General features: G+C 59.6%; 23 protein-coding genes and 1 pseudogene. 7 read left to right on the forward strand and 17 right to left on the reverse strand.

What is annotated here, in order from left to right:
* The first annotated feature begins 17 nt into the window (after positions 1–17).
* Positions 18–425 (forward strand): SMI1/KNR4 family protein, encoded by a 408-nt coding sequence (locus ACI2JX_RS21605; RefSeq protein WP_404690952.1) that lies wholly within the window; start codon positions 18–20, stop codon positions 423–425.
* A 137-nt stretch (positions 426–562) separates the two neighbouring features.
* Here ACI2JX_RS21605 and ACI2JX_RS21610 read toward each other — a convergent pair whose 3' ends face one another.
* Positions 563–2,323, reverse strand: a complete 1,761-nt coding sequence (locus ACI2JX_RS21610; protein WP_264234094.1) for a cation:proton antiporter — start codon at positions 2,321–2,323, stop codon at positions 563–565.
* Positions 2,324–2,646: 323 nt separating this feature from the next.
* Between ACI2JX_RS21610 and ACI2JX_RS21615 the strand changes: the two genes are divergently transcribed.
* Positions 2,647–3,132, forward strand: a complete 486-nt coding sequence (locus ACI2JX_RS21615) for an acyl-CoA thioesterase (protein ID WP_186553080.1) — start codon at positions 2,647–2,649, stop codon at positions 3,130–3,132.
* Here ACI2JX_RS21615 and pdxY read toward each other — a convergent pair.
* Entirely contained in the window at positions 3,129–4,001 is an 873-nt protein-coding gene (gene pdxY, locus ACI2JX_RS21620; protein WP_264234097.1) for a pyridoxal kinase PdxY, read from the reverse strand. The genes ACI2JX_RS21615 and pdxY overlap by 4 nt on opposite strands.
* Before the next feature lie 119 nt (positions 4,002–4,120).
* Between pdxY and ACI2JX_RS21625 the strand changes: the two genes are divergently transcribed.
* A complete protein-coding gene (locus ACI2JX_RS21625; RefSeq protein ID WP_264234099.1) occupies positions 4,121–4,522 on the forward strand; it encodes a DUF3301 domain-containing protein in 402 nt (133 codons plus the stop codon).
* On the opposite strand, the gene ACI2JX_RS21630 is transcribed toward ACI2JX_RS21625, so the two are convergent.
* From ACI2JX_RS21630 to zigA, 3 genes are read right to left on the reverse strand one after another with little or no spacing between them, the layout of a single operon-like run.
* Entirely contained in the window at positions 4,519–5,487 is a 969-nt protein-coding gene (locus tag ACI2JX_RS21630; protein WP_404690953.1) for a CobW family GTP-binding protein, read from the reverse strand. The two genes, ACI2JX_RS21625 and ACI2JX_RS21630, sit on opposite strands and share 4 nt — an antisense overlap.
* A 40-nt stretch (positions 5,488–5,527) precedes the next feature.
* The gene (locus ACI2JX_RS21635) at positions 5,528–6,157 is read right to left on the reverse strand and encodes a DUF1826 domain-containing protein (RefSeq protein WP_404690954.1); all 630 of its coding nucleotides are present in this window, start codon (positions 6,155–6,157) and stop codon (positions 5,528–5,530) included.
* Positions 6,154–7,362, reverse strand: a complete 1,209-nt coding sequence (gene zigA / locus ACI2JX_RS21640; RefSeq protein WP_264234105.1) for a zinc metallochaperone GTPase ZigA — start codon at positions 7,360–7,362, stop codon at positions 6,154–6,156. The genes ACI2JX_RS21635 and zigA overlap by 4 nt, the downstream gene beginning before the upstream one ends.
* Before the next feature lie 110 nt (positions 7,363–7,472).
* On the opposite strand from zigA, the gene ACI2JX_RS21645 reads away from it, so the two are divergent.
* Both ACI2JX_RS21645 and folE2 read left to right on the forward strand, forming a co-directional pair.
* A complete protein-coding gene (locus ACI2JX_RS21645) occupies positions 7,473–7,850 on the forward strand; it encodes a glutamine synthetase (RefSeq protein ID WP_404690955.1) in 378 nt (125 codons plus the stop codon).
* Positions 7,851–7,873: 23 nt separating this feature from the next.
* The gene (gene folE2 / locus ACI2JX_RS21650; protein ID WP_368971677.1) at positions 7,874–8,761 is read left to right on the forward strand and encodes a GTP cyclohydrolase FolE2; all 888 of its coding nucleotides are present in this window, start codon (positions 7,874–7,876) and stop codon (positions 8,759–8,761) included.
* Between the two features lie 39 nt (positions 8,762–8,800).
* Here the strand turns inward: folE2 and ACI2JX_RS21655 are convergent, their stop codons facing one another.
* The gene (locus tag ACI2JX_RS21655) at positions 8,801–9,328 is read right to left on the reverse strand and encodes a DUF3617 domain-containing protein (RefSeq protein ID WP_186553087.1); all 528 of its coding nucleotides are present in this window, start codon (positions 9,326–9,328) and stop codon (positions 8,801–8,803) included.
* A gap of 130 nt (positions 9,329–9,458) precedes the next feature.
* Between ACI2JX_RS21655 and cls the strand changes: the two genes are divergently transcribed.
* Complete coding sequence (gene cls / locus ACI2JX_RS21660) at positions 9,459–10,898, forward strand: cardiolipin synthase (protein ID WP_404690956.1); 1,440 nt, start codon at positions 9,459–9,461, stop codon at positions 10,896–10,898.
* A gap of 8 nt (positions 10,899–10,906) precedes the next feature.
* On the opposite strand, the gene cfaB is transcribed toward cls, so the two are convergent.
* Positions 10,907–12,091, reverse strand: coding sequence for a C17 cyclopropane fatty acid synthase CfaB (cfaB, locus tag ACI2JX_RS21665; RefSeq protein WP_264234110.1), 1,185 nt, complete (start codon positions 12,089–12,091; stop codon positions 10,907–10,909).
* A gap of 185 nt (positions 12,092–12,276) precedes the next feature.
* Here cfaB and lpdA point away from each other — a divergent pair, with 185 nt between their 5' ends.
* Positions 12,277–13,677, forward strand: a complete 1,401-nt coding sequence (gene lpdA, locus ACI2JX_RS21670) for a dihydrolipoyl dehydrogenase (RefSeq protein WP_404690957.1) — start codon at positions 12,277–12,279, stop codon at positions 13,675–13,677.
* 55 nt (positions 13,678–13,732) lie between these two features.
* On the opposite strand, the gene hcnC is transcribed toward lpdA, so the two are convergent.
* The 10 genes and pseudogenes from hcnC to ACI2JX_RS21720 all read right to left on the reverse strand — a co-directional run.
* Positions 13,733–14,971, reverse strand: a complete 1,239-nt coding sequence (hcnC, locus tag ACI2JX_RS21675; protein WP_404690958.1) for a cyanide-forming glycine dehydrogenase subunit HcnC — start codon at positions 14,969–14,971, stop codon at positions 13,733–13,735.
* A gap of 2 nt (positions 14,972–14,973) precedes the next feature.
* Positions 14,974–16,368, reverse strand: a complete 1,395-nt coding sequence (hcnB, locus tag ACI2JX_RS21680; RefSeq protein WP_404690959.1) for a cyanide-forming glycine dehydrogenase subunit HcnB — start codon at positions 16,366–16,368, stop codon at positions 14,974–14,976.
* Positions 16,365–16,670: a cyanide-forming glycine dehydrogenase subunit HcnA gene (hcnA, locus tag ACI2JX_RS21685; protein WP_186553093.1), complete on the reverse strand. Its 306-nt coding sequence runs from the start codon at positions 16,668–16,670 to the stop codon at positions 16,365–16,367. The genes hcnB and hcnA overlap by 4 nt, the downstream gene beginning before the upstream one ends.
* Positions 16,671–16,969: 299 nt before the next feature.
* Positions 16,970–18,805, reverse strand: coding sequence for a glutamine--fructose-6-phosphate transaminase (isomerizing) (glmS, locus tag ACI2JX_RS21690; protein ID WP_264234121.1), 1,836 nt, complete (start codon positions 18,803–18,805; stop codon positions 16,970–16,972).
* 2 nt (positions 18,806–18,807) lie between these two features.
* The gene (locus ACI2JX_RS21695; RefSeq protein WP_186553110.1) at positions 18,808–19,584 is read right to left on the reverse strand and encodes a DeoR/GlpR family DNA-binding transcription regulator; all 777 of its coding nucleotides are present in this window, start codon (positions 19,582–19,584) and stop codon (positions 18,808–18,810) included.
* Between the two features lie 197 nt (positions 19,585–19,781).
* The gene (gene glmU / locus ACI2JX_RS21700; RefSeq protein WP_186553111.1) at positions 19,782–21,149 is read right to left on the reverse strand and encodes a bifunctional UDP-N-acetylglucosamine diphosphorylase/glucosamine-1-phosphate N-acetyltransferase GlmU; all 1,368 of its coding nucleotides are present in this window, start codon (positions 21,147–21,149) and stop codon (positions 19,782–19,784) included.
* 124 nt (positions 21,150–21,273) lie between these two features.
* Complete coding sequence (locus tag ACI2JX_RS21705; protein WP_186553112.1) at positions 21,274–21,693, reverse strand: F0F1 ATP synthase subunit epsilon; 420 nt, start codon at positions 21,691–21,693, stop codon at positions 21,274–21,276.
* 43 nt (positions 21,694–21,736) lie between these two features.
* The gene (gene atpD / locus ACI2JX_RS21710) at positions 21,737–23,113 is read right to left on the reverse strand and encodes a F0F1 ATP synthase subunit beta (protein ID WP_016502294.1); all 1,377 of its coding nucleotides are present in this window, start codon (positions 23,111–23,113) and stop codon (positions 21,737–21,739) included.
* 27 nt (positions 23,114–23,140) lie between these two features.
* Positions 23,141–24,001: a F0F1 ATP synthase subunit gamma gene (atpG, locus tag ACI2JX_RS21715; RefSeq protein ID WP_016489911.1), complete on the reverse strand. Its 861-nt coding sequence runs from the start codon at positions 23,999–24,001 to the stop codon at positions 23,141–23,143.
* A 48-nt stretch (positions 24,002–24,049) separates the two neighbouring features.
* Positions 24,050–24,499: pseudogene (locus ACI2JX_RS21720) on the reverse strand (F0F1 ATP synthase subunit alpha); the annotation flags it as partial.

Consider the following 24,499-nt stretch of genomic DNA (forward strand, 5'->3'; position numbering starts at 1 on the left):
GGTAGAGGATGTGAACCGTGGAAGAAGTGATCGAACAACTGCGTGAAGCCAATGAGCCGGTACCGGTGCCCCTGGAGCTTCCTGATGAAGATCAGCTGGTCGAGGTCGAGGAGCAGCTGTTCATCAACATTCCGTTCGTGTTCAAGGAATTTCTGCTGACCGTCAGCGATGTGGTCTATGGCAGCCTTGAGCCAGTGACCGCGACCGATCCGCAGTCGCACACCTACCTGCCGGAAGTGGCGGCCATTGCCTGGGACGCTGGCGTTCCACGTGAATTGATTCCGATCTGCCAGGATGGCGACGACTACTACTGCGTCGAAGAGGACGGCACCGTGGTGCTGTGGTCCGGCGAAGAAGAGATCGTCACCGAAGAAAGCTGGGAATCGGTCTGGCATTGGGCGCGTGACGTCTGGCTGGAAAGCTGAACGAGAGTTATCCGCACAAGATGATGGCTCTTAGCCATTAATGGCCGTAAAATCGCCAGGCTTTCTGCGCCTGGCGACTCGCTACCGTGTCATCCCCTCGGACTTCGATGAAATCTCGCGCAGAGAGCATTTATCTGTCAGTGCGAGTGATCACGGTTGTTTTCCAGGGTCTCCAGCAACGCGATCTGCATGCGCGTATGCACCCGAATCAACCAGCGCCACAGCAGCGCCACGACCACTGCCGCCACCACTACGATCACCAGCAGCAACTCATTGGTCGGCAGAATGCTCGCCGACAACGCCGACAGCAGCAGGAAGATCACCAGCAGCGACAGCAGCGGGATCACCTCGGCGATCACCCGACGCACACGCTGGGTATGCCGCCCGGCCATCTCTGGCTTCACGCCCATCTCCGCCAACAGCATCGATAGCGCCTTGAGCTTGCGATAGGCGGCGATCAGGAATGGCAACGACAACAGCAGTGCCGCGCCCCAGATCAGCGCCTTCTGCTGGCCGATGTCGCCCACCCACTGGCTCAACCAACTGCCGAGCCGTTCGGCGAAGTAACCGCCACTGAAGAAGATCGCGATCACCAGCGCTAGGTTGACCCCGACCTGCAGCAAGATGCGCCGGATCATCGCCGCCAGCATTGCTCCCTCGCCTTGCGGCTGAATACTGCGCAACCATTCGCCATACAGCGACAGCACTCGCGAAACACGGCTCGGGACAATGTTGCCAAGCTTGATCGACAGCGGATCGGCCGCACGAATCAAGTAAGGCGTGAGCAGTGTGGTGATCGCCGAGACGGCCACCGCAACCGGATAAAGAAAGTCGCTGGTGACCTGCAACGTCATGCCCAGCGCGGCAATGATGAAAGAGAACTCGCCGATCTGCGAAAGGCCCATGCCCACCCGAAGTGAAGTGCGGCCATCATTGCCGGCGATAAAAGCCCCCATGCCACAGGAGAGCATCTTGCCCAATACCACCGCCAAGGTGATCACCACGATCGGCCAGGCGTAATCGATCAGCACCTGGGGGTCGATCATCAGGCCGATGGCAACGAAGAAAATCGCACTGAACAGGTCGCGAACCGGCTCGATCAGCCGCTCGATCTTCAGCAGTTGGCGCGATTCGGCCATGATCGCGCCGATCAGGAAGGCGCCTAGGACCATGCTGTACTCAAGCTTGACCACCAGCAGGCAGAAGCCGAAGCACAGGCCCAGCACGGTAATCAGCAGCATTTCGTTGCTTTCGAACTTGGCCACATAGGCCAACAGCCGCGGCACCAGCAAGATACCAATGACCAGCGCGACGATCATGAACAGCGACAGCTTGCCGACGGTGGAGAATACTTCGCCGGAGCTGACCGAACCGCTGACGGCGATACCCGACAGCAGGGCAATGATGCCGATGCCCAAGATGTCTTCAACGATGAGCACGCCGAAGATCAGCTGGGCGAAGCGCTCGTTCTTCATCTTCAGGTCATTGAGCGCCTTGACGATGATGGTGGTCGAGGAAATCGCCAGGATCGCCCCGAGGAACAGCGAATCCATGGTGCTCCAGCCGAACCAGCGACCGATTTCGAAACCGATCCAGATCATCAGGACGATTTCCAGGAACGCCGCGATAAATGCCGTCGCGCCGACCTTGAATAACTTGCGTAGGCTGAATTCCAGGCCCAGGCAGAACATCAGGAAGATCACCCCCAGCTCGGCCAGGGTCTTGATCGTGTCTTCGTCGTGAATCAGGCCAAACGGTGGGGTGTGCGGGCCAATGATGAAGCCGGCAACGATATAGCCAAGCACCACCGGTTGCTTGAAGCGATGGAACAGGATGGTGACCACCCCCGCCACCAGCATGATCACTGCCAGGTCCTGAATAAAGCTGATGGCATGCATGGCGTGGTACTCCTTTTTCACGTTGCCCGGGCAGACCGCTCCTCTGCCGAGGTCATCATCAGCGAGCAGCAGATACATACTGTGTTAAATGCAGGAAAGCCCATGTTGCATGGGCTTGCTCAGGTTAACATCGCGCCTCTGCGCAAAACGTTGGTGCAATATGCAGAAACATGTCGGCCGCTTCGCCTCAGCTAATGGCGCGAATCGCGTGACGATGGAGCGCCTGCCGACGTCCCGTACCAGGATGGGAAATTTCAACAGGGGTCGAAGAAGTGTCCGAAGATGCCCGCCCCGTTTCAGCGCAACCTCACCGTGAGCACACTATGGAACCTGGAAACGCCCAGCTGACTATGACCGTCCTGATGACTCCGGACATGGCCAACTTCTCCGGCAACGTACACGGCGGCACCTTGCTCAAGTACCTCGATGAGGTGGCTTATGCGTGCGCCAGCCGCTATGCCGGCACTTACGTGGTGACCCTGTCGGTCGATCAGGTGGTATTCCGCGAGCCGGTCCACGTCGGCGAACTGGTCACCTTCCTGGCCTCGGTCAACTACACCGGCAACACCTCGATGGAGGTGGGCATCAAAGTGGTAACCGAGAACATTCGCGAGCGCTCGGTGCGCCACTCCAACAGCTGCTTCTTCACCATGGTTGCAGTCGATGACAATCGGCGTCCGGTGCCGGTGCCTGCGCGCCTACCGCAGAGCAGCGAAGAGAAACGCCGCTTCCTGCAAGGCAAGCAGCGCCGGCAGATCCGTCAGGAGCTGGAAAAGCGCTACCAGGACCTGAAGACCGACGCCATTTAAACCGTCAGGCGCTGTGCTTCGAAGCGCACGCGCGGATGGGCAATACGATCCTGGGCCCGTACCAGCTGCAATTCGTAGCTGGCGCTGGCCTGGGTTTCGAGCAGAACCTCGTGCACGGCGGCCGCGCTGAACTCGAACGCCTGCACCCAGCTGTCACCCAACAGCACCCGGGCCAGGAACAGACCAGAGGTCAGGTCGCCGACGCCTACCGGCTGACGCGGGAAGCACAGCAGCGGCCGACGCAGGTGCCAGCTTTCTTCGCGGGTCACCAACAGCATTTCAAAGGTATCTTCAGCGCGGCCCGGGTAGCTCAGGTGCTTGACCAGCACCACTTGCGGCCCCCGCTCGAGCAGGCCGCGCGCCATCGCCACACAATCTTCCAGCGACTGCGCCCGACGCCCACTGAAGCTGTCCAGTTCAAGCTGATTGGGGCACAGGATATCGGCCTTTGAAGCCGCTTGTTCGAGCAGGAACTCACTGACTTCCTCGGGGACGATGCAGCCCTTCTCGGCATGGCCCATGACCGGATCGCACAGGTACAGCGCCTTGGGGTTGACCGCCTTGATCCGTTCCACGCCAGCGAGAATCGCCCGACCTTGCTCGGCACTGCCCAGGTAGCCGGACAACACCGCATCGCAGTGGCCCAACTCGCCAATGTTGCAAATGCCTTCTACCAACGCAGGAATTTGCGCTGGAGCAAGCACTTCTCCCGCCCACTGGCCATACTGAGTGTGATTGGAGAATTGCACGGTATTGAGTGGCCAGACGTTGACCCCGATCCGCTGCATGGGAAACACCGCGGCGCTGTTTCCGGCGTGGCCAAAGACCACATGGGACTGGATAGCGAGCAGATGCGGTGTACGTTTCATGCGGAGTTTTCCAAAGCCGATTCAGGATGAGAGCGTCGCGCAGTATGAACTCGATTGCCACCTGTACGACAGACCAGGGACGCAGTTAAGCTGGATCTACTTGTTTGGAGCCTACGCAAATGTTGACCCTGGAGAACCTCTTCGTCCTGATGCTGCTAGCCACGGTCGGCGCCTGGCTGTGGCACAACCATGGCCTGCGCGAGAAGGCCCTGGCACGGGTCAAGCAGCATTGCGCCAAACTCGACCTGGAGCTGTTGGACGACGCCGTCGCGCTCAAGCGCATTGCCTTCGTGCCTGATGCCAACGGCCGCAAGCGCCTGGCGCGGATCTATAACTTCGAATTCACTGTCACTGGCGAGCAACGCCACCCCGGCACTGTCACCCAGTTCGGCGCACACACCATGCAGATCGAGCTGGCGCCCTACCCGTTCGAGATCAAGACCCCGCCACGCAGCGATAACGTCATCGAGATGCAGCAGTGGCGCCAGGAGCACAATCGCTGGCGCAACGATCAGCGCTAAAGGCGGCAGGCGGCCAGGGCGCTCTGCAGGGCTGGCGTGGGCTGCGGCTGAGCGAAGATCAGCTCGATGCGAGAATCCTTGCGCCATTCGCTTGAGTGCCAATCCACGGCACTGGCCTGCAGGCCATTGAAGGATTGCCAGCCCGCTGCGCTGTGGATAACTCCCTTGGCCCTGCGCCAGGGCCAAGCGCGGAGAAACGCCTGTAATTGCGACACATCGAACCGCTGGCTGGGATGCCAGCGCCAGCCAATACTCCAACCCCCTTCACCTTGTTGCGCCAGGCAAATCGGCTGGGATGGATCTGTCCACAGGGCTACAAGCGGCGCAGAAGTGTTTTCCACAGGCAGCTCAACCTCCCCAGAGTTGGCTAGATCGCTTGTGGAAAAAATTGGCAGCTGCGCCAGGGGAAACTCGCCGTGCTCGGTCCAGTACCTTGGAAGGTCAGGCAGCTGTTGAGTTATCAACAACCTCCGCTGTTCATCCACAGCTTCAGATTTGTTAAATATCAACAAGTTAGCGGCGGATAACGCCTGCTCTTGCGTCTGTGGTAATGGCTCACCTCGCGCCAGCGCAAGGGCATCGAGCACCATGATCATGGGCTGCACATTGAGCACTCCGGTCCAGGGTGCCTGCCCCAACTGCTTGAGCAGCTGGAGTGGATGACCCAAACCCGACGGCTCTATGAACAAGCGATCAGGACGGGCTTTGCGCAGCAAGCGAGCCAAGCCGATCTGAAACGGCATGCCGTTGACGCAACACAGGCATCCTCCCGCCACTTCGCCAATCGCCACGCCATCCTCGTCGCGGCTAAGCAGCGCAGCATCGAGGCCGATCTGGCCGAATTCATTGACCAGTACCGCCCAGCGCTCGGTGGCCGGACGCTGAGCGAGCAGCTGCCGGATCAGGCTGGTCTTGCCAGCGCCCAGTGGGCCAGCAATCACGTGGGTAGGAATGTTCTGCAACATGGATGCGCATCGAGACGGAATCAACCTTCACTATGCCCCGTCATGCCAACCAGTCAAGGCTAAGCAACAGGCGGCGCTCGCCGGGTGCGGTCATCGGTGAGCGGTGCACCAGCCCTGCCCCTTCATTGCCCAGCCACTTTTCGCCCTTGAGTATTGCAACCTCCCCGGCCTGCAAACGCTGAATGTTATCCACAGCCGGATGAGCGGTGTGAAGTTGTCCACGGTCTATTGCCTCCTCCTTGAGCCACTCGCTGCCGGCACCGATATACGTGGTCAACAGTCGCAAAGGGACCTTATCCACATGGAAGCGCGGACACATGGCGCCCTCCAGCACCCGCAAGCGCAGGCCAATCCGGCGCGCGCCCAGCAGGCAGGTGTAAGCGGCCACCAGCCAGGCCACGTCGGCGACGAAGCTCTCATAGCCATGCAGATCCGCCGCTCCCGGTAGCAAGCCTGGTAACTGCGGCGGGTGACGTTCATCCACATCGATCACCCGTTCATCTGCCAGTAGCGGGTTTAGGCTGAGCAGTACTGTGGAAAAGTCTTCGACCTGCGCTGGGAGGCGTCGCTGCCAAGCGGCGAGGTTAACGCCATCCTGCAGTATTTCAGCCAACACCTGCGGCGATTGGCCGAACACCTGGGAGATATCCACAGCGCGCGTGGTACTCATGCCGCCATCTCGTCATGCCAAGCACCGAAAGGATCGGGTAAACGTAGCCAAGCCATTGGACCCGCCTGCATCTCTTCATCAGTCAACAAGCAGGCGTCCAGCTCTGTGGATAACCTGGCAAAGTCGATGTTCTGACCAATGAATACCAGCTCCTGCCGACAGTCGCCTACCTCTGCTGTCCACTGCTTGAGAATCGCCGCAGTATTGTCTTCATCCTGTGGCCATTGCTCGCGCGGCACGAAGCGCCACCAGCGCCCGGCCAAACCATGGCGCATCATGCCGCCTGCCTGGGACCAGCTGCCGGCTTCCTGGTACTTGCTGGCCAGCCAGAAGAAGCCCTTGGAGCGCAGCAAGCGGCCATTGCTCCAAGGCTTGTGGATAAAGTCGAAGAAACGCTGCGGGTGTAGCGGACGACGCGCCTGCCAGCTGCTGGCAGCGATGCCATACTCCTCGGTCTCGGGCACGTGTTCGCCACGCAGCTCTTGCAGCCAACCCGGCGCCTGCGCCGCCTGATCGAAGTCGAACAAGCCGGTATCGAGGATTCGCGCCAGCGGCACTTGGCCCATCACCATCGGCACGATCTGCGCCCGGGCATTGAGGCTACGCAGGATCGCCGTGAGCTCTTCACGCTGATCCTGGCTGATCAGGTCGATCTTGCTCAGCAGCAGCACGTCGGCGAACTCGATCTGCTCGATCAGCAAGTCGCTGATCGAGCGCTCATCCTCTTCGCCCAAAGTTTCGCCGCGGCTGGCCAAGCTATCGGCCGCTTGGTAATCGCGCAAAAAATTTAAACCGTCGACCACAGTGACCATGGTATCCAAGCGCGCCATATCGGACAGGCTACGGCCTTGTTCATCTCGGAACGTAAACGTCTCGGCCACCGGCAGGGGTTCGGAAATACCGGTCGACTCGATCAACAGGTAATCGAAACGCCCTTCCTCGGCGAGCCGCGCCACTTCCTCAAGCAGGTCTTCGCGCAAGGTGCAGCAGATGCAGCCATTGCTCATCTCGACCAGTTTTTCTTCAGCGCGATTAAGGCTGACATTGCGCTGCACCTCGCTGGCATCGATGTTGATTTCGCTCATGTCGTTGACGATCACAGCGACGCGCAAGCCATCACGATTGCGCAGGATGTGATTGAGCAAGGTACTTTTGCCCGCGCCTAGAAAGCCGGACAACACGGTGACAGGGAGACGGTTGGACATGGTGGACCTCTTCAGGCGGACGCATTCGAAACGATGCATTGCACAATGTTATAATATAACAATACAATTTCGCCAAGCCGTGCTGCCCAATGGCATGCCTGGAGAAGCCTATGAAACTGCCCTGTGCCTTGGCGCTATTGCTGATTGTGACACCGGCACACCTGCTGGCTCTGCCGCAAACCAATCTGGCGCTGTGTACGCGAAGCGCCACGCTGCTCGCCTGCAAGGATGGCAACGGTAATTACTACAGTGTGCGCAGCGAAGGTAGCTCTCTGTATCTGCGCGGCTTTGAAGCGGCGAGCAAAAGACTGTGGGCGCAAACCAACACCGGTTACGGCCGTACGACCTTCTATACCGGTCTGGCGAGCGATGGAGAAGCATGGTTCGGCTACAGCCGTCGAGTTGGTTGGACCACCTTGAACCGAGTTTCCAGCTCCAGCGGACAACGCTTCAACTTGCACTGCAGCCTGATTGGCGGATGCCGCTGACGATATTTTTGATGGGTACCCTAATGACCAGCTTGAAACTCCCCGATGTGGCAAAACAAACCACTCAGCGCACCCAGCCTTTGGACTGGGTCGGCATGCAGGGCATCGCGTTGCCCGTACAGTTTGAAGGGCGAACGCTAAGTGCTCGTGCCAGTGCAGGGGTTAACCTGAATGACGGCAAGTCGCGGGGTATTCATATGTCGCGGCTGTATCTGGCCTTGGAGAGCCTGGAGCAAAGCGAACTGAGCCCGCAGGTATTACGGCGCCTGCTGGCGACCTTTCTCGACAGCCATGCAGGGCTTTCTTCTGCCGCTTACCTGAGCCTCACCTTCGAGCATCTGTTGAAAAGGCCTGCCCTGGTCAGCCCACTTTCTGGTTGGAAAAGCTACCCGGTATCGGTTGATGCAAGCATCAAAAACGAGATGTTCCACGTGGAACTATTTGTGCAAATTCCCTATTCATCCACCTGCCCTTGCTCGGCGGCGCTGGCTCGGCAGCTTATTCAGCAGCAGTTTCTAGCTGACTTCAGCCATGCTGACTTGAATCGCGAGGCGCTTTTGCAATGGTTGGGTAGCAGTCAGGGAATCGTAGCCACGCCTCACAGCCAGCGCAGCGATGCACAAGTAAAAGTGCGCCTGCGTGATGCTATGCAAACGTTGCCGATTACTGGGCTGATCGATCGAGTAGAAGGCGCCTTGGGCACGGCAGTACAAACTGCGGTCAAGCGCGCCGATGAACAGGCCTTCGCATTGGCCAATGGACAAAATCTTATGTTCTGCGAAGACGCCGCCAGGCGAGTCCACCTCGCCCTACGGGAAGTGGAATGGTCGAGCGGATTTAACGTGCGCGTGGAACATGCCGAAAGCCTGCATGCCCATGACGCTGTGGCGGTCAGCGAGTGGCAGTGGTAATTGCCGAGGGGCCGCGCTGCGACCCCAAATGACTTAACTTCAAGAACGTGGTTTGACTGTTCCACAGTCGTTGCCCAACCACACCGCTCGCGTATTCATGCTGCCTTGCTGTTGAACACCCGAAGCATTGAACGTGCCGTTGACCTTGGTGGTGAACTCACGATCGCTGAGGAAAGTCGCCTCGCCAGTGCCCTGTGCCTTCGGGCAGCTGAACTGGAACTTCCAGACATTGCCGCTGCGGTCGGTGATCTTTTGCGTACAGCCCGACTGCGGATCCTGCAACGGGATGTCATCAGTCTTGACCTGCTCCGGCGTCAGGCAAGAACGCACACCATTACCTGCCACGGTAATCCCCTGTTTTGCCAACACGCCTTCCATCATGGCGCGCTGCTCGGGCGGTAGGTTCTTCAACTGTCCGAGCATGAAGCCCATGTCGGGCAACGGCTTGCCGTCGACCTGCATATTGCTGGTGGTCAGCTCCCACAGGCCGGGTTGCAACATCTGCGCATTGACCAGTGGGCTGGCCAGACCCACGACCAAGGCGAAAAGTGGCAGACGAATCTTCATCGATGGATGCTCCTTAGCATTACCGGCAATCTGGCCGGACAGAGCTTAGACGTCATTTTCGTGATTGGGTTGCAAGCCAGCCCATTAACGTGGTCTGTTAGCTGAAGTGATTTCGCCAAGCAGGATGCGTATGGATTACCACAGCCCCTACTTCTTCGGTTACGTGCTCGGCCTCATCCATTTGCTCGGCATCATTGCCGCGCTCCATGCAGTGTTCACCGTGCGCACTGCCCAAGGTGCAATCGCCTGGGCGATGCCGCTGTTCTTCATTCCCTACCTGACCTTGATCCCCTATCTGGTTTTCGGCGCCCGCTCCTTCAATGCCTACATCCAGGCCAGGCGCCAGGCCAACCAGGAAATGCACGTGGCCATGGCCAACCTCAACTGGCGGCCATGGGTCGAGGAAGCACTCACCGCGCGCGAGTCCGACAGTTATGCGGCGCTGCGGGCAATGCCCAAGTTGGGTCGCATGCCGTGCCTGGCCAATAACGACGTCAAATTGTTGATCGATGGACAAGCCACTTTCGATGCCATCTTCGCTGCTATCGCTCAAGCGCGGCGGGTGGTGTTGGTGCAGTTTTTTATCATCCACGACGACGCCATTGGCCGTGAGCTGCAACAGCTGCTGTTGCGTAAAGCAGCCGAAGGTGTGCAGATTTTTGTCTTGTATGACCGGGTGGGGAGCCACGCCCTACCCGCCAGCTACAGCCAGGTATTGCGCGGTGGCGGGGTACAAATCAAGGCGTTCGCAACTCGCAGTGGCTGGTTCAATCGCTTCCAGGTCAACTTCCGTAACCATCGCAAGATCGTCGTGGTCGACGGGCTGGAAGGTTTTGTCGGCGGGCACAACGTCGGCGACGAATACCTGGGTGGCCACCCTCGGCTGTCGCCCTGGCGCGATACCCATGTGCAAATCAGTGGGCCGGTGATTGCGTGCCTGCAAGAGTCATTCGCCGAAGATTGGTATTGGGCCACCCGTGAGTTGCCCCCGTTGATCCTACCCGACACCTATCCGGACAACGGCGTGCTGTGCCAATTGCTCGCCAGTGGCCCGGCCGACCCACAGGAAACCTGTTCACTGTTCTTCGTCGAGGCCATCCAATCCGCCACCCACCGGGTGTGGATCACTACCCCCTACTTCATCCCCGATGAGGCCGTGTTTGCCGCACTGCGTTTAGCCGTACTGCGCGGGGTTGATGTGCGCATCCTGATTCCGGCTCGACCTGACCATCGCATCGTCTATGCCGCGTCCAGCCTGTTCGCCTTCGAAGCGGTGCGTGCCGGCGTGCGCATGTTCCGCTATCAGCCGGGGTTCCTGCACCAGAAGGTGGTGCTGGTGGATGACGAAGTCAGCGCGATCGGTAGTGCCAACTTGGACAACCGTTCGTTTCGCTTGAACTTCGAGATCACCCTGCTGACCGTGGACCGGGCCTTCGCCGATCAGGTGCAAGCGATGCTGCTCAACGACTTTGACCAAGCCAAGGAGATCACTGCAGAGGACAGCCGCGATACCCATCGCCTACAACAACTGGGGATGCGTATCGCGCGGCTGATCTCGCCAATCCTTTGAGGGGTCAGTTAGCGGTAGAGGTCTTCGCGAGTCCAGGGCAGGTCATGATGACCATCCGCGTAAGGCTTCACCGCGAGAATCTGGTGCAGGTTGATCCAACCCTTGCTGAAGGCATAGGCGCAGCCTGCCAAGTACAGGCGCCATATGCGCAGGGTCTTCTCCGGCACCATGGCCGCCGCCCGGTGCAACTGGTGCTCTAGGTTCTCGCTCCAGTGATGCAGAGTCTTGGCGTAGTGCATGCGCAGGCTTTCGACATCGACCACCTCCATGCCTGCCTTGCAAATGCTGCTACTGATCATCGACAGGTGGGGCAACTCACCGTGGGGGAAGACATAGCGGTCGATGAACTCGCCTGCACCTCGTCCGACCGGCCGACCATCGACGTGTTTGGCGGTGATGCCGTGGTTCATCACCACGCCCCCTTCACGCACCGCGCCAAATAACTTCTGGCAATACAGATCGAGGTTGGCGTGACCAACATGCTCGAACATGCCGACGCTGACCACTTTGTCGAAACGGCCATCCTGGGGTAGGTCACGATAATCGAGAATCTGTAGCTCGACCCGTTTGCCCAGGCCTTCCTCTTTGACCCGCTCGCGCGCCAGCTTCAATTGCTGTTTGCTCAAGGTAATGCCAAATACCCTGGCGCCATATTCACGCGCAGCGAACCGCGCCAGCCCTCCCCAGCCACAACCGACATCGAGCAAGTAATCATCTTGCTGCAGGCGTAGCTTGCGACACAGGTGGTCAAATTTGTCCTGTTGGGCCTGATCGAGCGTGTTGTCCGCCTCCTTGAAATAGGCACAGGAGTACGCCATGTCCTGATCCAGCCAGAGCTGGTAGAACTCATTGGAGACATCGTAGTGATAAGAAATCGCCTCGGCGTCAGTGCGCTTGTCGTGAGCTGTGCGCACAGGTAGCACCTCAGCTTCGTCCTTGAGCAGTGCTTCGCTGAGTTCATCACAGACGCGAATGGCTTCGCCGATATCGCCTTCCAGTTCCAGCTTGCCTTCAACGAAGGCGCTACCCAGTTGATCCATGCTCGGGTGAGTCAGCTGACTGATCAGCTGGGGCTCCTTGACCAGTATGGTCACTTGCGGGCTTGGCCCCAGATCGAACTGGTTGCCGTCCCAGAGCTTCAGGCGTAGTGGCAAATGCAGGCTCTGCAACGCGGGTGGAAGTTGCGCAAGCATGAAATGACCCTCCCTTTGAATTTCGGACGTCTGCGAAATAGGGTAGTTCATTCATGCGAAGTTTCCGTTTAACCCGACCTTGGTCTAAAACTTCCTGGCTGCCAGTCGCGGCCGAAGGATTGTATACAATCTTCGCTGCGACTAATCTTGTGCCCCTCTGCGCTTCCTCATCCTGGAGTAATCCCATGAAATCTTATGATGTCGTGATCATCGGTGGCGGCCCTGGTGGCTACAACGCAGCCATCCGCGCTGGCCAATTGGGCCTGAGCGTGGCCTGCGTCGAAGGCCGCAGTACCCTCGGTGGCACTTGCCTGAACGTCGGCTGCATGCCCTCCAAGGCATTGCTGCACGCCTCCGAGCTGTACGAAGCAGCCTGCGGCGAGGAGTTCGCTCACCTGGGCATCGAGGTCAAACCGACCTTGAACCTGGCGCAGATGATGAAGCAGAAAGACCAGAGCGTGACCGGCCTGACCAAGGGCATCGAGTACCTGTTTCGCAAGAATAAGGTCGACTGGATCAAGGGTTGGGGCCGTCTGGATGGCGTAGGCAAAGTCATCGTCAAAGCTGAGGATGGCAACGAAACCACCCTGCAGGCCAAGGACATTGTCATTGCCACCGGATCCGAGCCCACTCCCCTGCCCGGCGTGACCATCGACAACCAGCGCATCATCGACTCCACTGGCGCGCTGTCGCTGCCACAGGTGCCCAAGCATCTGGTAGTGATCGGCGCCGGTGTGATCGGCCTGGAGCTTGGCTCGGTGTGGCGCCGCCTGGGTAGTGAAGTCACCGTGATCGAGTACCTGGATCGAATCTGCCCCGGCACCGACGAAGAGACCGCCAAGACCTTGCAGAAGGCGTTGGCCAAACAAGGCATGCGCTTCAAGCTCGGCAGCAAAGTAACCCAGGCCACCCCTTCAGCTGATGGCGTCAGCCTGAGCCTGGAGCCGGCAGCAGGTGGCACCGCTGAAACCCTGCAGGCTGACTACGTGCTGGTGGCTATCGGTCGTCGTCCGTACACCCAGGGCCTCAACCTGGAAAGCGTCGGCATTCAAACCGACAAGCGCGGCATGCTCGCCAACGAGCATCACCGCAGCAGCGTGCCAGGCATCTGGGTGATTGGCGATGTCACCTCCGGGCCAATGCTTGCGCACAAGGCTGAGGATGAAGCGGTGTCATGTATCGAGCGAATTGCCGGCAAGGCTCACGAGGTGAACTACAACCTCATTCCTGGGGTGATCTACACCCGTCCGGAACTGGCCAGCGTCGGCAAGACCGAAGAGCAGCTCAAGGCCGAAGGCCGCGCCTACAAGGTCGGCAAGTTCCCGTTTACCGCCAACAGCCGGGCGAAGATCAACCATGAGACCGAAGGCTTCGCCAAGGTGCTGGCCGATGCCAATACCGATGAGGTCTTGGGCGTGCATCTGGTCGGCCCGAGCGTTAGTGAAATGATCGGTGAGTTCTGCGTGGCGATGGAGTTCTCAGCGTCGGCCGAGGATATCGCCCTCACCTGCCACCCGCATCCGACCCGCTCCGAGGCCTTGCGCCAGGCGGCGATGAATGTGGATGGGATGGCGATGCAGATCTGATAGTGCGCAGCCCAATCGCAGCGGCGCACCGCCGCTGCGATTTACCCGCGCGTTATCACACTGGCAACACAGGCTGCTGAAAACGAGCTGCCAAAAACGGAGTGATATCCAGCGGCAATGTCTCGTTGTGGATAACCTTGTCCAACATCACCCCGGTAATCGCCGATGTCAGAATCCCGGTACGGAAATGTCCACAGGCATTGAAGTATCCCTGCACCTCATCCACAGCCCCGAGGATCGGCAGCTCATCCGGTGACCCCGGCCGCAGCCCCGCCCAGGTCCGCTTGAGGTTCACCTGCGCCAGCTCCGGCACGCAGCGCACCGCGCCCTGCACCAGTCCACTGATTTCCGGGAAGGTGTTGTTGACATCAAAGCCCTTCTCTTCAGTAGTACTGCCAATCAGGATCTCGCCGTTGTCCTTTTGCGCCATGTAGCAATCGCTGGTGGTAATGCAGCCATCCAGCAGTTTCGGCAGGCGTTCGGTGAGCACGATCTGGCCCTTGACCGGCTTGACCGGAATAGCCGTTCCAGTCGCCCACTCGCTCAGCTCGGCAGCCCAGGCGCCAGCCGCATTGAGCAGGGTATGGCAGTGGAAGTCTCCCGCTGGTTCGGTGCGCACACCCTTGATCCGCGCCCCTTGATGCATAACACCCGTTACCCGGGTATTCAGATACAAGTCGACGCCATTCTGCCGAGCCGCCTCCAGATAGGCATCGCCCAGGCGGAACGGGCTCACCTGGTGATCGCAGAGAAACTCGAGCGCGCCGGTTGCCTGCAAGGTCACTGCCGGCTCTGCTTCACGCAACGCCCTGCGATCAAGCCAACGTACCTGCTCGGCCAGGTGAGGGATCTGCTTGACGATGTGTTCGGCGTAAAGCTGGTCCTCTTCATCCTGAATCACGTACTTCAAACCGGTACGCTCGAACTTGAAGTCCATGCCATGGCGCTCGATCAGCTCCTGGTGCAGCTGTGGATAAAGCGCGTTCGACTGCAACGCCAGGTCGAAGAAGCACTGCGGGAGGATATGCGGCGTGCTCGAATCCACGGCCACCGCGGCCCCATGGGCTTCACGCTTGGCCCGCGAAGACAGCATGCGAAAGAAGATCACCCCGCAGCCCAGCCCCACCGATTCACCAATGGCCCACAATCCGCCAGCCGACGCGCGAGTGGCATTGCCGGGGCGCTTGTCGTCGATCAAGGCAATGCGCAGGTTGCCGCGCTTGGATAGCTGATAGGCGCATGAAGCGCCGATAACGCCGCCGCCAGCGATCACGATATCGTAAGTCTTGCTCATGCTCAGGCCTCCGTGGCCAAGTGCTGAAAGGCTGAGAAAGGCACCGGGTCTACCGGAAACCGTGGTCGCAGCCAGCCGACATCGGCCCGGCCTGTCGCCGCCCGCAGGCGATCACTGCAATAGCCCACGCACATGCGCCCTTGGCAGTCGCCCATGCTCACCCGAGTGCGCATCTTCAAGCTGGCCATGTCTTGCACGCCCTGTTCGAGCGCCAGGTCGATAGCGTCGCGGGTAACCTGCTCGCAGCGACAGATCACCGTATCAGCCTGGGGCAATTCAATCTGCGCTGCGCCGCGTGCGGTAAAGCGCTCGACCCCGGAGCGAAAGCGTTGGATCGAAGCCAGCTTGCCCAAGTACAGTTCTCGCCGCTCGATCGCCTGCTCAGCGCTGAGCACCGCCAACTGCTGCAATATCGATACGGCGGCTAAACGCCCAGTCAGCATTGCCGCCTCACCCCCGCGTATACCTGCCATGTCACCCGCCAAGTGGATATGCGGCAGGCTGCTTTGCTGCCAGACATTAGCCTCGGGCCGCAGGTAGCCGTCGTCGCTGAAACCATGCGCCAGCCCCAGTTGCTGGCTGAGCTGAGTGCGGGGAATAAAGCCGTAGCCGACGGCGAGCGTTTGCACCCGTTCCCGCTGCACGCGAGTCAAATCCGGCTGCCAGTCCTGGGTGTAAGGCGCGACGCTTACCTCATTCAGCTCGCCGTCGCCTTGGGCAGCGACCACGCCCCAGCCATAGTGCATGGGAATTCCATTGAGCTTCATGTAGGCCAGCATGCTCAAGCCGTCGAGAAATAGCTGAGGCTTGTTCAACAGCGCCAGGCTCTCGCGCGCTATGCGGTTGAACGCGCACGCTTCGTAAACCCCCGCAACTTTGGCGCCGGCAGCGTGCAGCTGGCAGGCCACCAGTGGCAGCAATGGCCCAGTACCGGCGATCAAGGTACTGCCCAGCGGCTTGACCACCCCACTCTTGATCTGCAACTGCAGGCCGCCGAGCAGCATCACGCCGGGTAAAGTCCAGCCAGGGAACGGCACGTTACGTTCATGACAACCGGCCGCCAGCAGCAGCTGGGCAAAGTCGATTTCATGCAGGTGCTCGTCACCATCGAGCACCATCAAGCACTGCTCATTGCCTCCAACCACGCGGCTGTTCAGACGCAGGTCGATATGCTCGGTACACAGGGCGAAATCTTCGTGCAGCGTGTTCAACGCCTTGGCATAGCGCGCCCCCAGATAGCCGAGGTCGACGCCCGCCCGCAGCGGACCGCGATAGACCACCCCGCCTGGGCGCGAAGCTTCGTCGAACAGCAGGCTGGCGACGCCATGCTCAGCCAGCTCGATAGCTGCCGCCATGCCTGCCGAACCACCACCAACGATCACCGGACGCAGGCTCATGAGTGCTCCTCCGGCGAGATGCGGTTGAACTGGGTTTCGATGTGCATGCCAGCGCGAACCACTGTCTGACAGGCGCGGCGTTTGGCTCGTCCATCAATGGCGACCAGGCAGCAATGGCAAACGCCCATTCCACAGAAAGCGCCACTGACGTGGCCATGATCATTACGCGCCACTTGGCGCAGGCCAACGGCGTTCAAGACACTGAGTACGGTTTCACCCGGAGCGGCGGCGACGGCAACGCCATTGAGGTGGAGGGTCAGGTGATCTGCCGGAAGGGGCTGGATATCGAGGATTCTTTCCATTAGGTATTACCTTGTCGTCCATGTTCAACAGGGGACACAAGGTAAGCCAGCTTCTGATGGAAAAGATTGACCTATGCCGGATTAGACCTGTGAGACATTTCCTATAAATACGAAGGAAAAAGCCCTGCTCATGACTTCAGGGCATTTGATCTTGGAGCTGCGTTTCAGCCCATCGCGGGGCAAAGCCCGCCCCTACAGAGTGACGCTTTCTTTGGATAGGCGCCGTTTTTGTAGGAGTAGGCTTGCCCCGCGCTGGGCGGCACAACGGCCGCCAAGTCTAGACTGCACAGTGCACTAGATCACTCCACGGTAACCGACTTAGCCAGGTTACGCGGCTGGTCTACGTCGGTGCCCTTGAGCACCGCAACGTAGTACGACAGCAGCTGCAGCGGGATGGTGTAGAGAATCGGCGACAGTGCATCGCTAACGTGCGGCACCTTGACCACGTGGGTGCCTTCGCCATTGCTCATGCCAGACTGTTCGTCAGCGAACACCACCAGCTCGCCACCGCGGGCACGAACTTCCTGCAGGTTGGACTTGAGCTTCTCCAGCAGTTCGTTGTTCGGGGCCACGGTAACTACCGGCATGTCGCTGTCGACCAGCGCCAGCGGGCCATGCTTGAGCTCGCCGGCCGGGTAGGCTTCGGCGTGGATGTAGGATATTTCCTTGAGCTTGAGCGCGCCTTCCATTGCCACCGGGTACTGCGCGCCACGGCCGAGGAACAGGGTGTGGTGCTTGTCGGCAAACAGCTCGGCGATCTTCTCGACCGTGCCGTCCATGGCCAGGGCTTCACCCAGGCGAGTCGGCAAGCGACGCAGTTCTTCGACCAACTCAGCTTCGACGCCTGCCTCCAGGGTGCCGCGAACCTGGCCCAATGCCAGGGTCAGCAGCATCAGCGAGACCAGCTGGGTGGTGAAGGCTTTGGTCGAGGCCACGCCGATTTCTGGGCCGGCCAGGGTCAGCAGGGTCAGATCGGATTCGCGAACCAACGAGCTGATGCCCACGTTGCAGATCGCCAGGCTGCCAAGGAAGCCCAGCTCCTTGGCATTGCGCAGGGCCGCCAAGGTATCGGCGGTTTCACCCGACTGGGAGATCGAGACGAACAGGGTGTCTGGCTGCACCACTACCTTGCGATAGCGGAACTCGCTGGCCACTTCGACCTGGCACGGAATGCCAGCCAGGCCTTCGAGCCAGTAACGGGCGACCATACCGGCGTGGTAGCTGGTGCCACAGGCGACGATCTGTACGTTACGCACTTTGCCAAACAGCTCGGCTGCCTGTGGGCCGAATGCTTGCACCAACACGTGATCACTGCCCAAGCGACCTTCCAGGGTGCGCTGAACGACGGTTGGCTGCTCGTGGATCTCTTTGAGCATGAAGTGGCGATAAGCGCCCTTGTCCGCCGCCTCGGCACCTTCGTGGTACTGCACCGCCTCGCGCTGGACTTTGTTGCCAGCCTGATCCCAGATGTTGATCTGGTCACGGCGGATCTCGGCGATATCGCCCTCTTCGAGGTACATGAAGCGGTCGGTGACCTGGCGCAGGGCCAACTGGTCGGAAGCGAGGAAGTTTTCCCCATGGCCCAGGCCGATTACCAGCGGGCTACCGCTACGCGCTGCAACCAGGCGGTCTGGCTGCTTGACGCTGATCAGCGCCAGGCCATAGGCGCCGTGCAGGCGTTTGACCGCGAGCTTGAGGGCGTCGGCCAGATCTGGCGTGCTCTTGAGGGTGTGGTGAATCAGGTGGACGATCACTTCGGTGTCGGTTTGCGAAACAAACGGGTAGCCCAGCGCTTTGAGCTCTTCACGCAGGGCTTCGTGGTTTTCGATGATGCCGTTGTGCACCACTGCCACTTCGTGGCCGGAGAAATGCGGGTGAGCATTGGTCTCGGTAGGTGCACCGTGGGTTGCCCAGCGGGTGTGGGCGATGCCCAGTTGACCCGCCAGCGGCTCGGCAGCAACAGCGGCTTCCAATTCGCTGACCTTGCCGATCCGACGACGACGCTCAAGGGTACCGTCTTGGGTATAGACGGCCAGCCCTGCGCTGTCATAGCCACGGTATTCCAGGCGCTTGAGGCCTTCGATCAGGATGGTTGTGATGTTGCGCTCGGCTACGGCACCGACGATTCCACACATAATTAATGCTCCTGGCTGATCGCGGCGCAGATCAGGTTAATGCCGCGGGCTTTGAATTCTTCGCGTGCCGCTGCAGGCAGGCGGTCATCTGTAATCAGGGTGTTGATGCTGCTCCACGGCAGCTCGAGGTTGGGAATCTTGCGCCCAACCTTGTCTGACTCGACCATCACGATCACTTCGCGGGCCACCTCCGCCATCACCCGGCTCAGGCCGAGCAGTTCATTGAAGGTGGTGGTGCCACGTTCGAGGTCGATACCATCGGCACCGATGAACAGCTGGTCGAAATCGTATGAGCGTAGTACCTGCTCGGCGACCTGGCCCTGGAACGACTCGGAGTGCGGGTCCCAGGTGCCGCCTGTCATCAACAGCACTGGCTCATGTTCGAGCTCGCTGATGGCACGGGCGACGTTCAACGAGTTGGTCATTACTACCAGACCCGGCTGGCGGCCCAGTTCAGGGATCATGGCGGCGGTGGTGCTGCCACTGTCGATGATGATCCGCGCATGTTCGCGAATTCGGGCAACGGCGGCGCGGGCGATCGCTTGCTTGTAGCGCGACACCGGCTGCACGGCTTCGCCGAGCAACTCCTGGGGCACCGGGACAGCGCCGCCATAACGGCGCAGTAGCAGGCCGTTGGCTTCAAGCGCAGCGAGGTCTTTGCGGATGGTCACTTCCGAAGTTTCGAAACGCTTGGCCAAGTTATCCACACTCACTTCACCCTGCTCGGTGAGCAAGGCCAGGATATTGTGACGGCGCTGGGGCGTGTTTCGTTTCGACATGACAGGTTAAGTTTCGATTCGAAAGATAATGATTGCAATCAAAACCTAAGACGAAGGCTTCGTCAATGCCTAAATAGCTCTGTGGATAAAAAAATCGCGGGGCAAGCCCGCTCCAACGCCTAGCTCCGGATGTGGAGTCCAACGTGGGAGCGGGCTTGCCCCGCGATAGGCTCTGTGGATAACCCTCGGTGAATCAATCAGCTCTTCTTGATCTTCTCTGGACGTTTCCAGCCTTCAATGTTGCGTTGGCGCGCACGGCCCACGGCCAATTGCTTGTCTTCAACGGTCTGGGTGATGGTAGAACCCGCCGCCGTAGTAGCGCCGTCCTTGATTTCAACAGGCGCTACCAGCGAGTTGTTCGAGCCGATGAACACATCCTCGCCCATCACTGTCTTGAACTTGTTGGCGCCATCATAGTTGCAGGTAATGGTGCCGGCACCGATGTTGGTGCGGGCGCCGACCTCGGCGTCACCCAGGTAAGTCAGGTGACCGGCCTTGGCGCCCTCGCCCAAGTGGGCATTCTTCAGCTCGACGAAGTTACCCACATGGGCCTTGGCATCCAGCACGCTACCCGGACGCAGGCGCGCGAACGGGCCAGCATCGCTGCCCTCACCCAACACCGCACCGTCAAGGTGGCTGTTGGCTTTTACCACCGCGCCTTTACGCAGGGTGCTGTCCTTGATTACGCAGTTCGGACCGATCTGTACGTCGTCTTCGATCACTACCTTGCCTTCGAGGATCACGTTAACGTCGATCAACACATCGCGACCAACGGTCACCTCACCACGGACATCGAAGCGCGCTGGATCGCGCAGGGTTACGCCCTGGGCCATCAGCCTACGGCCCTCGCGCAGCTGGTAGTGACGCTCAAGCTCAGACAGCTGCCGGCGATCATTGGCGCCCTGCACTTCCATCGGATCATGCGGCTGTTCAGTGGCGACCACCAGGCCATCGGCAACGGCCATGGCGATCACGTCGGTGAGGTAGTACTCACCCTGGGCGTTGTTGTTGGACAGCCGACCCATCCAGTCGGCCAGGCGCGCGGCGGGCATGGCGAGGATGCCGGTGTTGCCTTCCTTGATCGCTTTCTGCGCGTCGCTGGCGTCCTTGTGCTCGACGATTGCCGCAACCTGGCCCTGGGCATCACGCACGATGCGGCCGTAGCCGGTCGGATCTTCAAGATTGACGGTGAGCAGGCCCAATTGCTGCTGGTTGGCCTTGGCCAGCAAGCGCTGCAGGGTTTCTACTTCAATCAGCGGCACGTCGCCGTACAGCACCAGCACGGTATCGGCGGTGAGTGCCGGAATCGCCTGGGCCACGGCGTGGCCGGTGCCCAGCTGCTTGTCTTGCAGGACGAAGTTCAGGTCATCCGCAGCCAGGCGCTCGCGCACCAGCTCCGCACCATGGCCAATGACCACATGGATACCGCTAGGCTTCAGCTGGCGCGCGCTATGGATAACGTGACCGAGCATGGAGTTGCCAGCCACCGGATGCAGCACCTTGGGCAATGCCGAACGCATGCGGGTGCCTTGGCCGGCGGCGAGAATAACGATATCGAGGGACATTGACTGGCTACCAATCCTGGGCGGTCAGCAATGTGACCGATGAGGGAAATTCGGAAAAAGAAAAAGGGTAGCCGAGGCTACCCTTTTACTCAATCGCAACAGCAGTGATCTGGCCGGGGCCGGATTACTTGCCTCTGCGCATTTGCTGGACGGTACGCAGCTGAGCTGCGGCCTCGGCCAGACGTGCGGCAGCGGCGCCGTAGTCGAAATCAGCGCTTTTGCTGTGCAGGGCGTTCTCAGCAGCCTTGAGGGCCTCCTGAGCCTGAGCCTCGTCCAGGTCAGCAGCACGTTGCACGGTATCGGCAAGCACCTTGACCATGTTCGGCTGAACCTCGAGGAAACCACCAGAGATGTAGAACACCTCTTGGGCGCCACCCTGCTTGGTCAGCGTGATCGGACCAGGCTTGAGATTGGTGATCAGCGGCGCGTGGCCTGGAGCGATACCAAGATCACCCAGGTTACCGTGCGCAACTACCATCTCGACCAGGCCGGAGAAAATCTCTCCTTCCGCGCTGACGATATCGCAATGGACTGTCATAGCCATCTGCTTGCCTCAACCTGATAGCGCCCCTTGCGGGGCGCAGGAATTACAGTTTCTTGGCTTTCTCGATCGCTTCGTCGATGCTGCCGACCATGTAGAACGCTTGTTCTGGCAGGTGGTCGTAGTCACCTTTGAGGATGCCGCTGAAGCCAGCGATGGTGTCTTTCAGGGAAACGTACTTGCCTGGCGAACCGGTGAAGACTTCGGCCACGAAGAACGGCTGCGACAGGAAGCGCTGGATCTTACGAGCGCGTGCTACCAGTTGCTTGTCGGTCTCGGACAGCTCGTCCATACCCAGGATCGCGATGATGTCCTTCAGCTCTTTGTAGCGCTGCAGAACATACTGAACGCCACGAGCAGTGTCGTAGTGCTCGTTGCCGATCACGTTCGGGTCCAGCTGGCGCGAAGTCGAGTCCAGTGGATCGACTGCTGGGTAGATACCCAGGGAGGCGATGTCACGGGACAGAACGACGGTGGCGTCCAAGTGGGCGAAGGTGGTCGCTGGCGACGGGTCGGTCAAGTCGTCCGCAGGTACGTATACGGCCTGGACGGAGGTGATCGAACCTTCCTTGGTGGAGGTGATGCGCTCTTGCAGAACGCCCATCTCTTCAGCCAGGGTCGGCTGGTAACCTACTGCCGAAGGCATACGGCCCAGCAGTGCAGATACTTCGGTACCGGCCAGGGTGTAACGATAGATGTTGTCGACGAACAGCAGAACGTCGTTACCTTCGTCACGGAACTTCTCAGCCATGGTCAGGCCGGTCAGCGCTACGCGCAGACGGTTTCCTGGTGGCTCGTTCATCTGACCGTAGACCAAGGCTACTTTGTCGAGAACGTTGGAGTCCTTCATCTCGTGGTAGAAGTCGTTACCCTCACGAGTACGCTCACCCACACCAGCGAACACGGAGTAACCGCTGTGTTCCATGGCGATGTTACGGATCAGTTCCATCATGTTTACGGTCTTGCCGACACCGGCACCACCGAACAGACCAACCTTACCACCCTTGGCGAACGGGCAAACCAGGTCGATAACCTTGATGCCGGTTTCCAGCAGGTCGTTGCCGCCTGCCTGGTCAGCGAACGAAGGCGCTGGCTGGTGGATACCGCGACGCTCTTCCTCGCCGATCGGGCCGGCTTCGTCGATTGGGTTGCCCAGTACGTCCATGATACGGCCCAGGGTGGCCTTACCAACAGGAACGGAAATGGCAGCGCCGGAGTCAACGACTTCCAGACCGCGCTTCAGGCCTTCGGTGGAGCCCATCGCAATGGTACGAACCACGCCGTCGCCCAGCTGCTGCTGGACTTCCAGGGTGGTTTCCGCGCCTTGTACTTTCAGCGCGTTGTATACACTCGGCACGACGTCACGTGGGAATTCCACGTCGATGACGGCGCCGATGATTTGAACGATACGTCCGCTACTCATAGCTGGATCCTCTGAATTTTTGAACCGTTAAACCGCGGCAGCGCCGCCGACGATTTCCGAGATCTCCTGGGTGATCGCAGCCTGACGCGCCTTGTTGTAGATCAACTGAAGCTCTTTGATCAAATCACCGGCGTTGTCTGTGGCGTTCTTCATGGCGATCATCCGGGCCGCTTGTTCAGCAGCGTTGTTCTCGACCACCGCCTGGTATACCTGCGACTCCACGTAACGCACCATCAAGCCGTCCAGCAGCTCTTTTGCGTCGGGTTCGTACAGGTAATCCCAGTGATGCTTGAGATCCTGATCCGGGGTTGCCACCAACGGTACCAATTGCTCGACCGTCGGTTTTTGGGTCATGGTGTTGATGAACTTGTTCGAAACCACCGAAAGGCGATCAATACGGCCATCCAGGTAGGCGTCCAGCATCACTTTGACAGAGCCGATCAGATCGTTGATCGATGGCTCTTCGCCCAAGTGGCTGATCGCTGCTACGACGTTGCCGCCAAAGATGCGGAAGAAAGTCGCACCCTTGCTGCCGATCACGCACAGGTCGATTTCCACGCCCTGTTCGCGGTTTGCGTTCATGTCCTTGACCAAGGCCTTGAACAGGTTGGTGTTCAAGCCACCGCACAGACCACGGTCACTGCTCACCACAATATAACCGGTGCGCTTTACAGGGCGCTCGATCATGAATGGGTGGCGGTATTCCGGGTTGGCGTTGGCCAGATGACCGATCACCTGGCGGATACGCTCCGCGTAAGGACGGCTAGCAGCCATGCGCATTTGTGCCTTGCGCATCTTGCTTACCGCCACTTTCTCCATGGCGCTGGTAATTTTTTGCGTGCTTTTGATGCTCGCAATCTTACTGCGAATCTCTTTTGCGCCTGCCATGTATCACCTATCAGGTTAGCAAGCGGGGGCCTGGGCCCCCGCTGCGGCTTACCAGGTCTGGGTGGCCTTGAACTTCTCGATGCCGGCTTTCAGGCCTGCGTCGATTTCGTCGTTGAAGTCACCCTTCACGTTGATCTTCGCCATCAGTTCAGCGTGATCACGGTTGAAGAAGGCGATCAGTGCTTGCTCGAAGCTGCCGATCTTGGAGACTTCTACGTCAGTCAGGAAGCCACGCTCAGCGGCATACAGCGACAGGGCCATGTCCGCGATGGACATCGGCGCGTACTGCTTCTGCTTCATCAGCTCGGTAACGCGCTGACCATGCTCGAGCTGCTTGCGGGTCGCTTCGTCCAGATCGGAAGCGAACTGGGCGAATGCAGCCAGCTCACGGTACTGAGCCAGAGCGGTACGAATACCACCGGACAGCTTCTTGATGATCTTGGTCTGAGCGGCACCACCTACGCGGGATACCGAAACACCGGCGTTCACTGCAGGGCG

This window comes from Pseudomonas sp. NPDC088890 (genome assembly GCF_044900155.1).
GTDB classification, from domain to species: Bacteria; Pseudomonadota; Gammaproteobacteria; order Pseudomonadales; family Pseudomonadaceae; genus Aquipseudomonas; species Aquipseudomonas urmiensis.

Excerpts from the sequence above, each read along its gene's own strand:
- ACI2JX_RS21610 (WP_264234094.1), bottom strand. The coding sequence starts at position 2,323 with ATGCATGCCATCAGCTTTATTCAGGACCTGGCAGTGATCATGCTGGTG.
- ACI2JX_RS21615 (WP_186553080.1), top strand. The coding sequence starts at position 2,647 with ATGGAACCTGGAAACGCCCAGCTGACTATGACCGTCCTGATGACTCCG.
- atpD (WP_016502294.1), bottom strand. The coding sequence starts at position 23,113 with ATGAGTAGCGGACGTATCGTTCAAATCATCGGCGCCGTCATCGACGTG.
- hcnA (WP_186553093.1), bottom strand. The coding sequence starts at position 16,670 with ATGGAAAGAATCCTCGATATCCAGCCCCTTCCGGCAGATCACCTGACC.
- ACI2JX_RS21645 (WP_404690955.1), top strand. The coding sequence starts at position 7,473 with ATGAAACTGCCCTGTGCCTTGGCGCTATTGCTGATTGTGACACCGGCA.
- ACI2JX_RS21635 (WP_404690954.1), bottom strand. The coding sequence starts at position 6,157 with ATGAGTACCACGCGCGCTGTGGATATCTCCCAGGTGTTCGGCCAATCG.
- folE2 (WP_368971677.1), top strand. The coding sequence starts at position 7,874 with ATGACCAGCTTGAAACTCCCCGATGTGGCAAAACAAACCACTCAGCGC.
- ACI2JX_RS21625 (WP_264234099.1), top strand. The coding sequence starts at position 4,121 with ATGTTGACCCTGGAGAACCTCTTCGTCCTGATGCTGCTAGCCACGGTC.
- ACI2JX_RS21630 (WP_404690953.1), bottom strand. The coding sequence starts at position 5,487 with ATGTTGCAGAACATTCCTACCCACGTGATTGCTGGCCCACTGGGCGCT.
- glmS (WP_264234121.1), bottom strand. The coding sequence starts at position 18,805 with ATGTGTGGAATCGTCGGTGCCGTAGCCGAGCGCAACATCACAACCATC.
- ACI2JX_RS21695 (WP_186553110.1), bottom strand. The coding sequence starts at position 19,584 with ATGTCGAAACGAAACACGCCCCAGCGCCGTCACAATATCCTGGCCTTG.
- ACI2JX_RS21655 (WP_186553087.1), bottom strand. The coding sequence starts at position 9,328 with ATGAAGATTCGTCTGCCACTTTTCGCCTTGGTCGTGGGTCTGGCCAGC.
- cfaB (WP_264234110.1), bottom strand. The coding sequence starts at position 12,091 with ATGCTTGCGCAACTTCCACCCGCGTTGCAGAGCCTGCATTTGCCACTA.
- atpG (WP_016489911.1), bottom strand. The coding sequence starts at position 24,001 with ATGGCAGGCGCAAAAGAGATTCGCAGTAAGATTGCGAGCATCAAAAGC.
- cls (WP_404690956.1), top strand. The coding sequence starts at position 9,459 with ATGGATTACCACAGCCCCTACTTCTTCGGTTACGTGCTCGGCCTCATC.
- lpdA (WP_404690957.1), top strand. The coding sequence starts at position 12,277 with ATGAAATCTTATGATGTCGTGATCATCGGTGGCGGCCCTGGTGGCTAC.
- hcnB (WP_404690959.1), bottom strand. The coding sequence starts at position 16,368 with ATGAGCCTGCGTCCGGTGATCGTTGGTGGTGGTTCGGCAGGCATGGCG.
- glmU (WP_186553111.1), bottom strand. The coding sequence starts at position 21,149 with ATGTCCCTCGATATCGTTATTCTCGCCGCCGGCCAAGGCACCCGCATG.
- zigA (WP_264234105.1), bottom strand. The coding sequence starts at position 7,362 with ATGTCCAACCGTCTCCCTGTCACCGTGTTGTCCGGCTTTCTAGGCGCG.
- ACI2JX_RS21705 (WP_186553112.1), bottom strand. The coding sequence starts at position 21,693 with ATGGCTATGACAGTCCATTGCGATATCGTCAGCGCGGAAGGAGAGATT.
- pdxY (WP_264234097.1), bottom strand. The coding sequence starts at position 4,001 with ATGAAACGTACACCGCATCTGCTCGCTATCCAGTCCCATGTGGTCTTT.
- hcnC (WP_404690958.1), bottom strand. The coding sequence starts at position 14,971 with ATGAGCAAGACTTACGATATCGTGATCGCTGGCGGCGGCGTTATCGGC.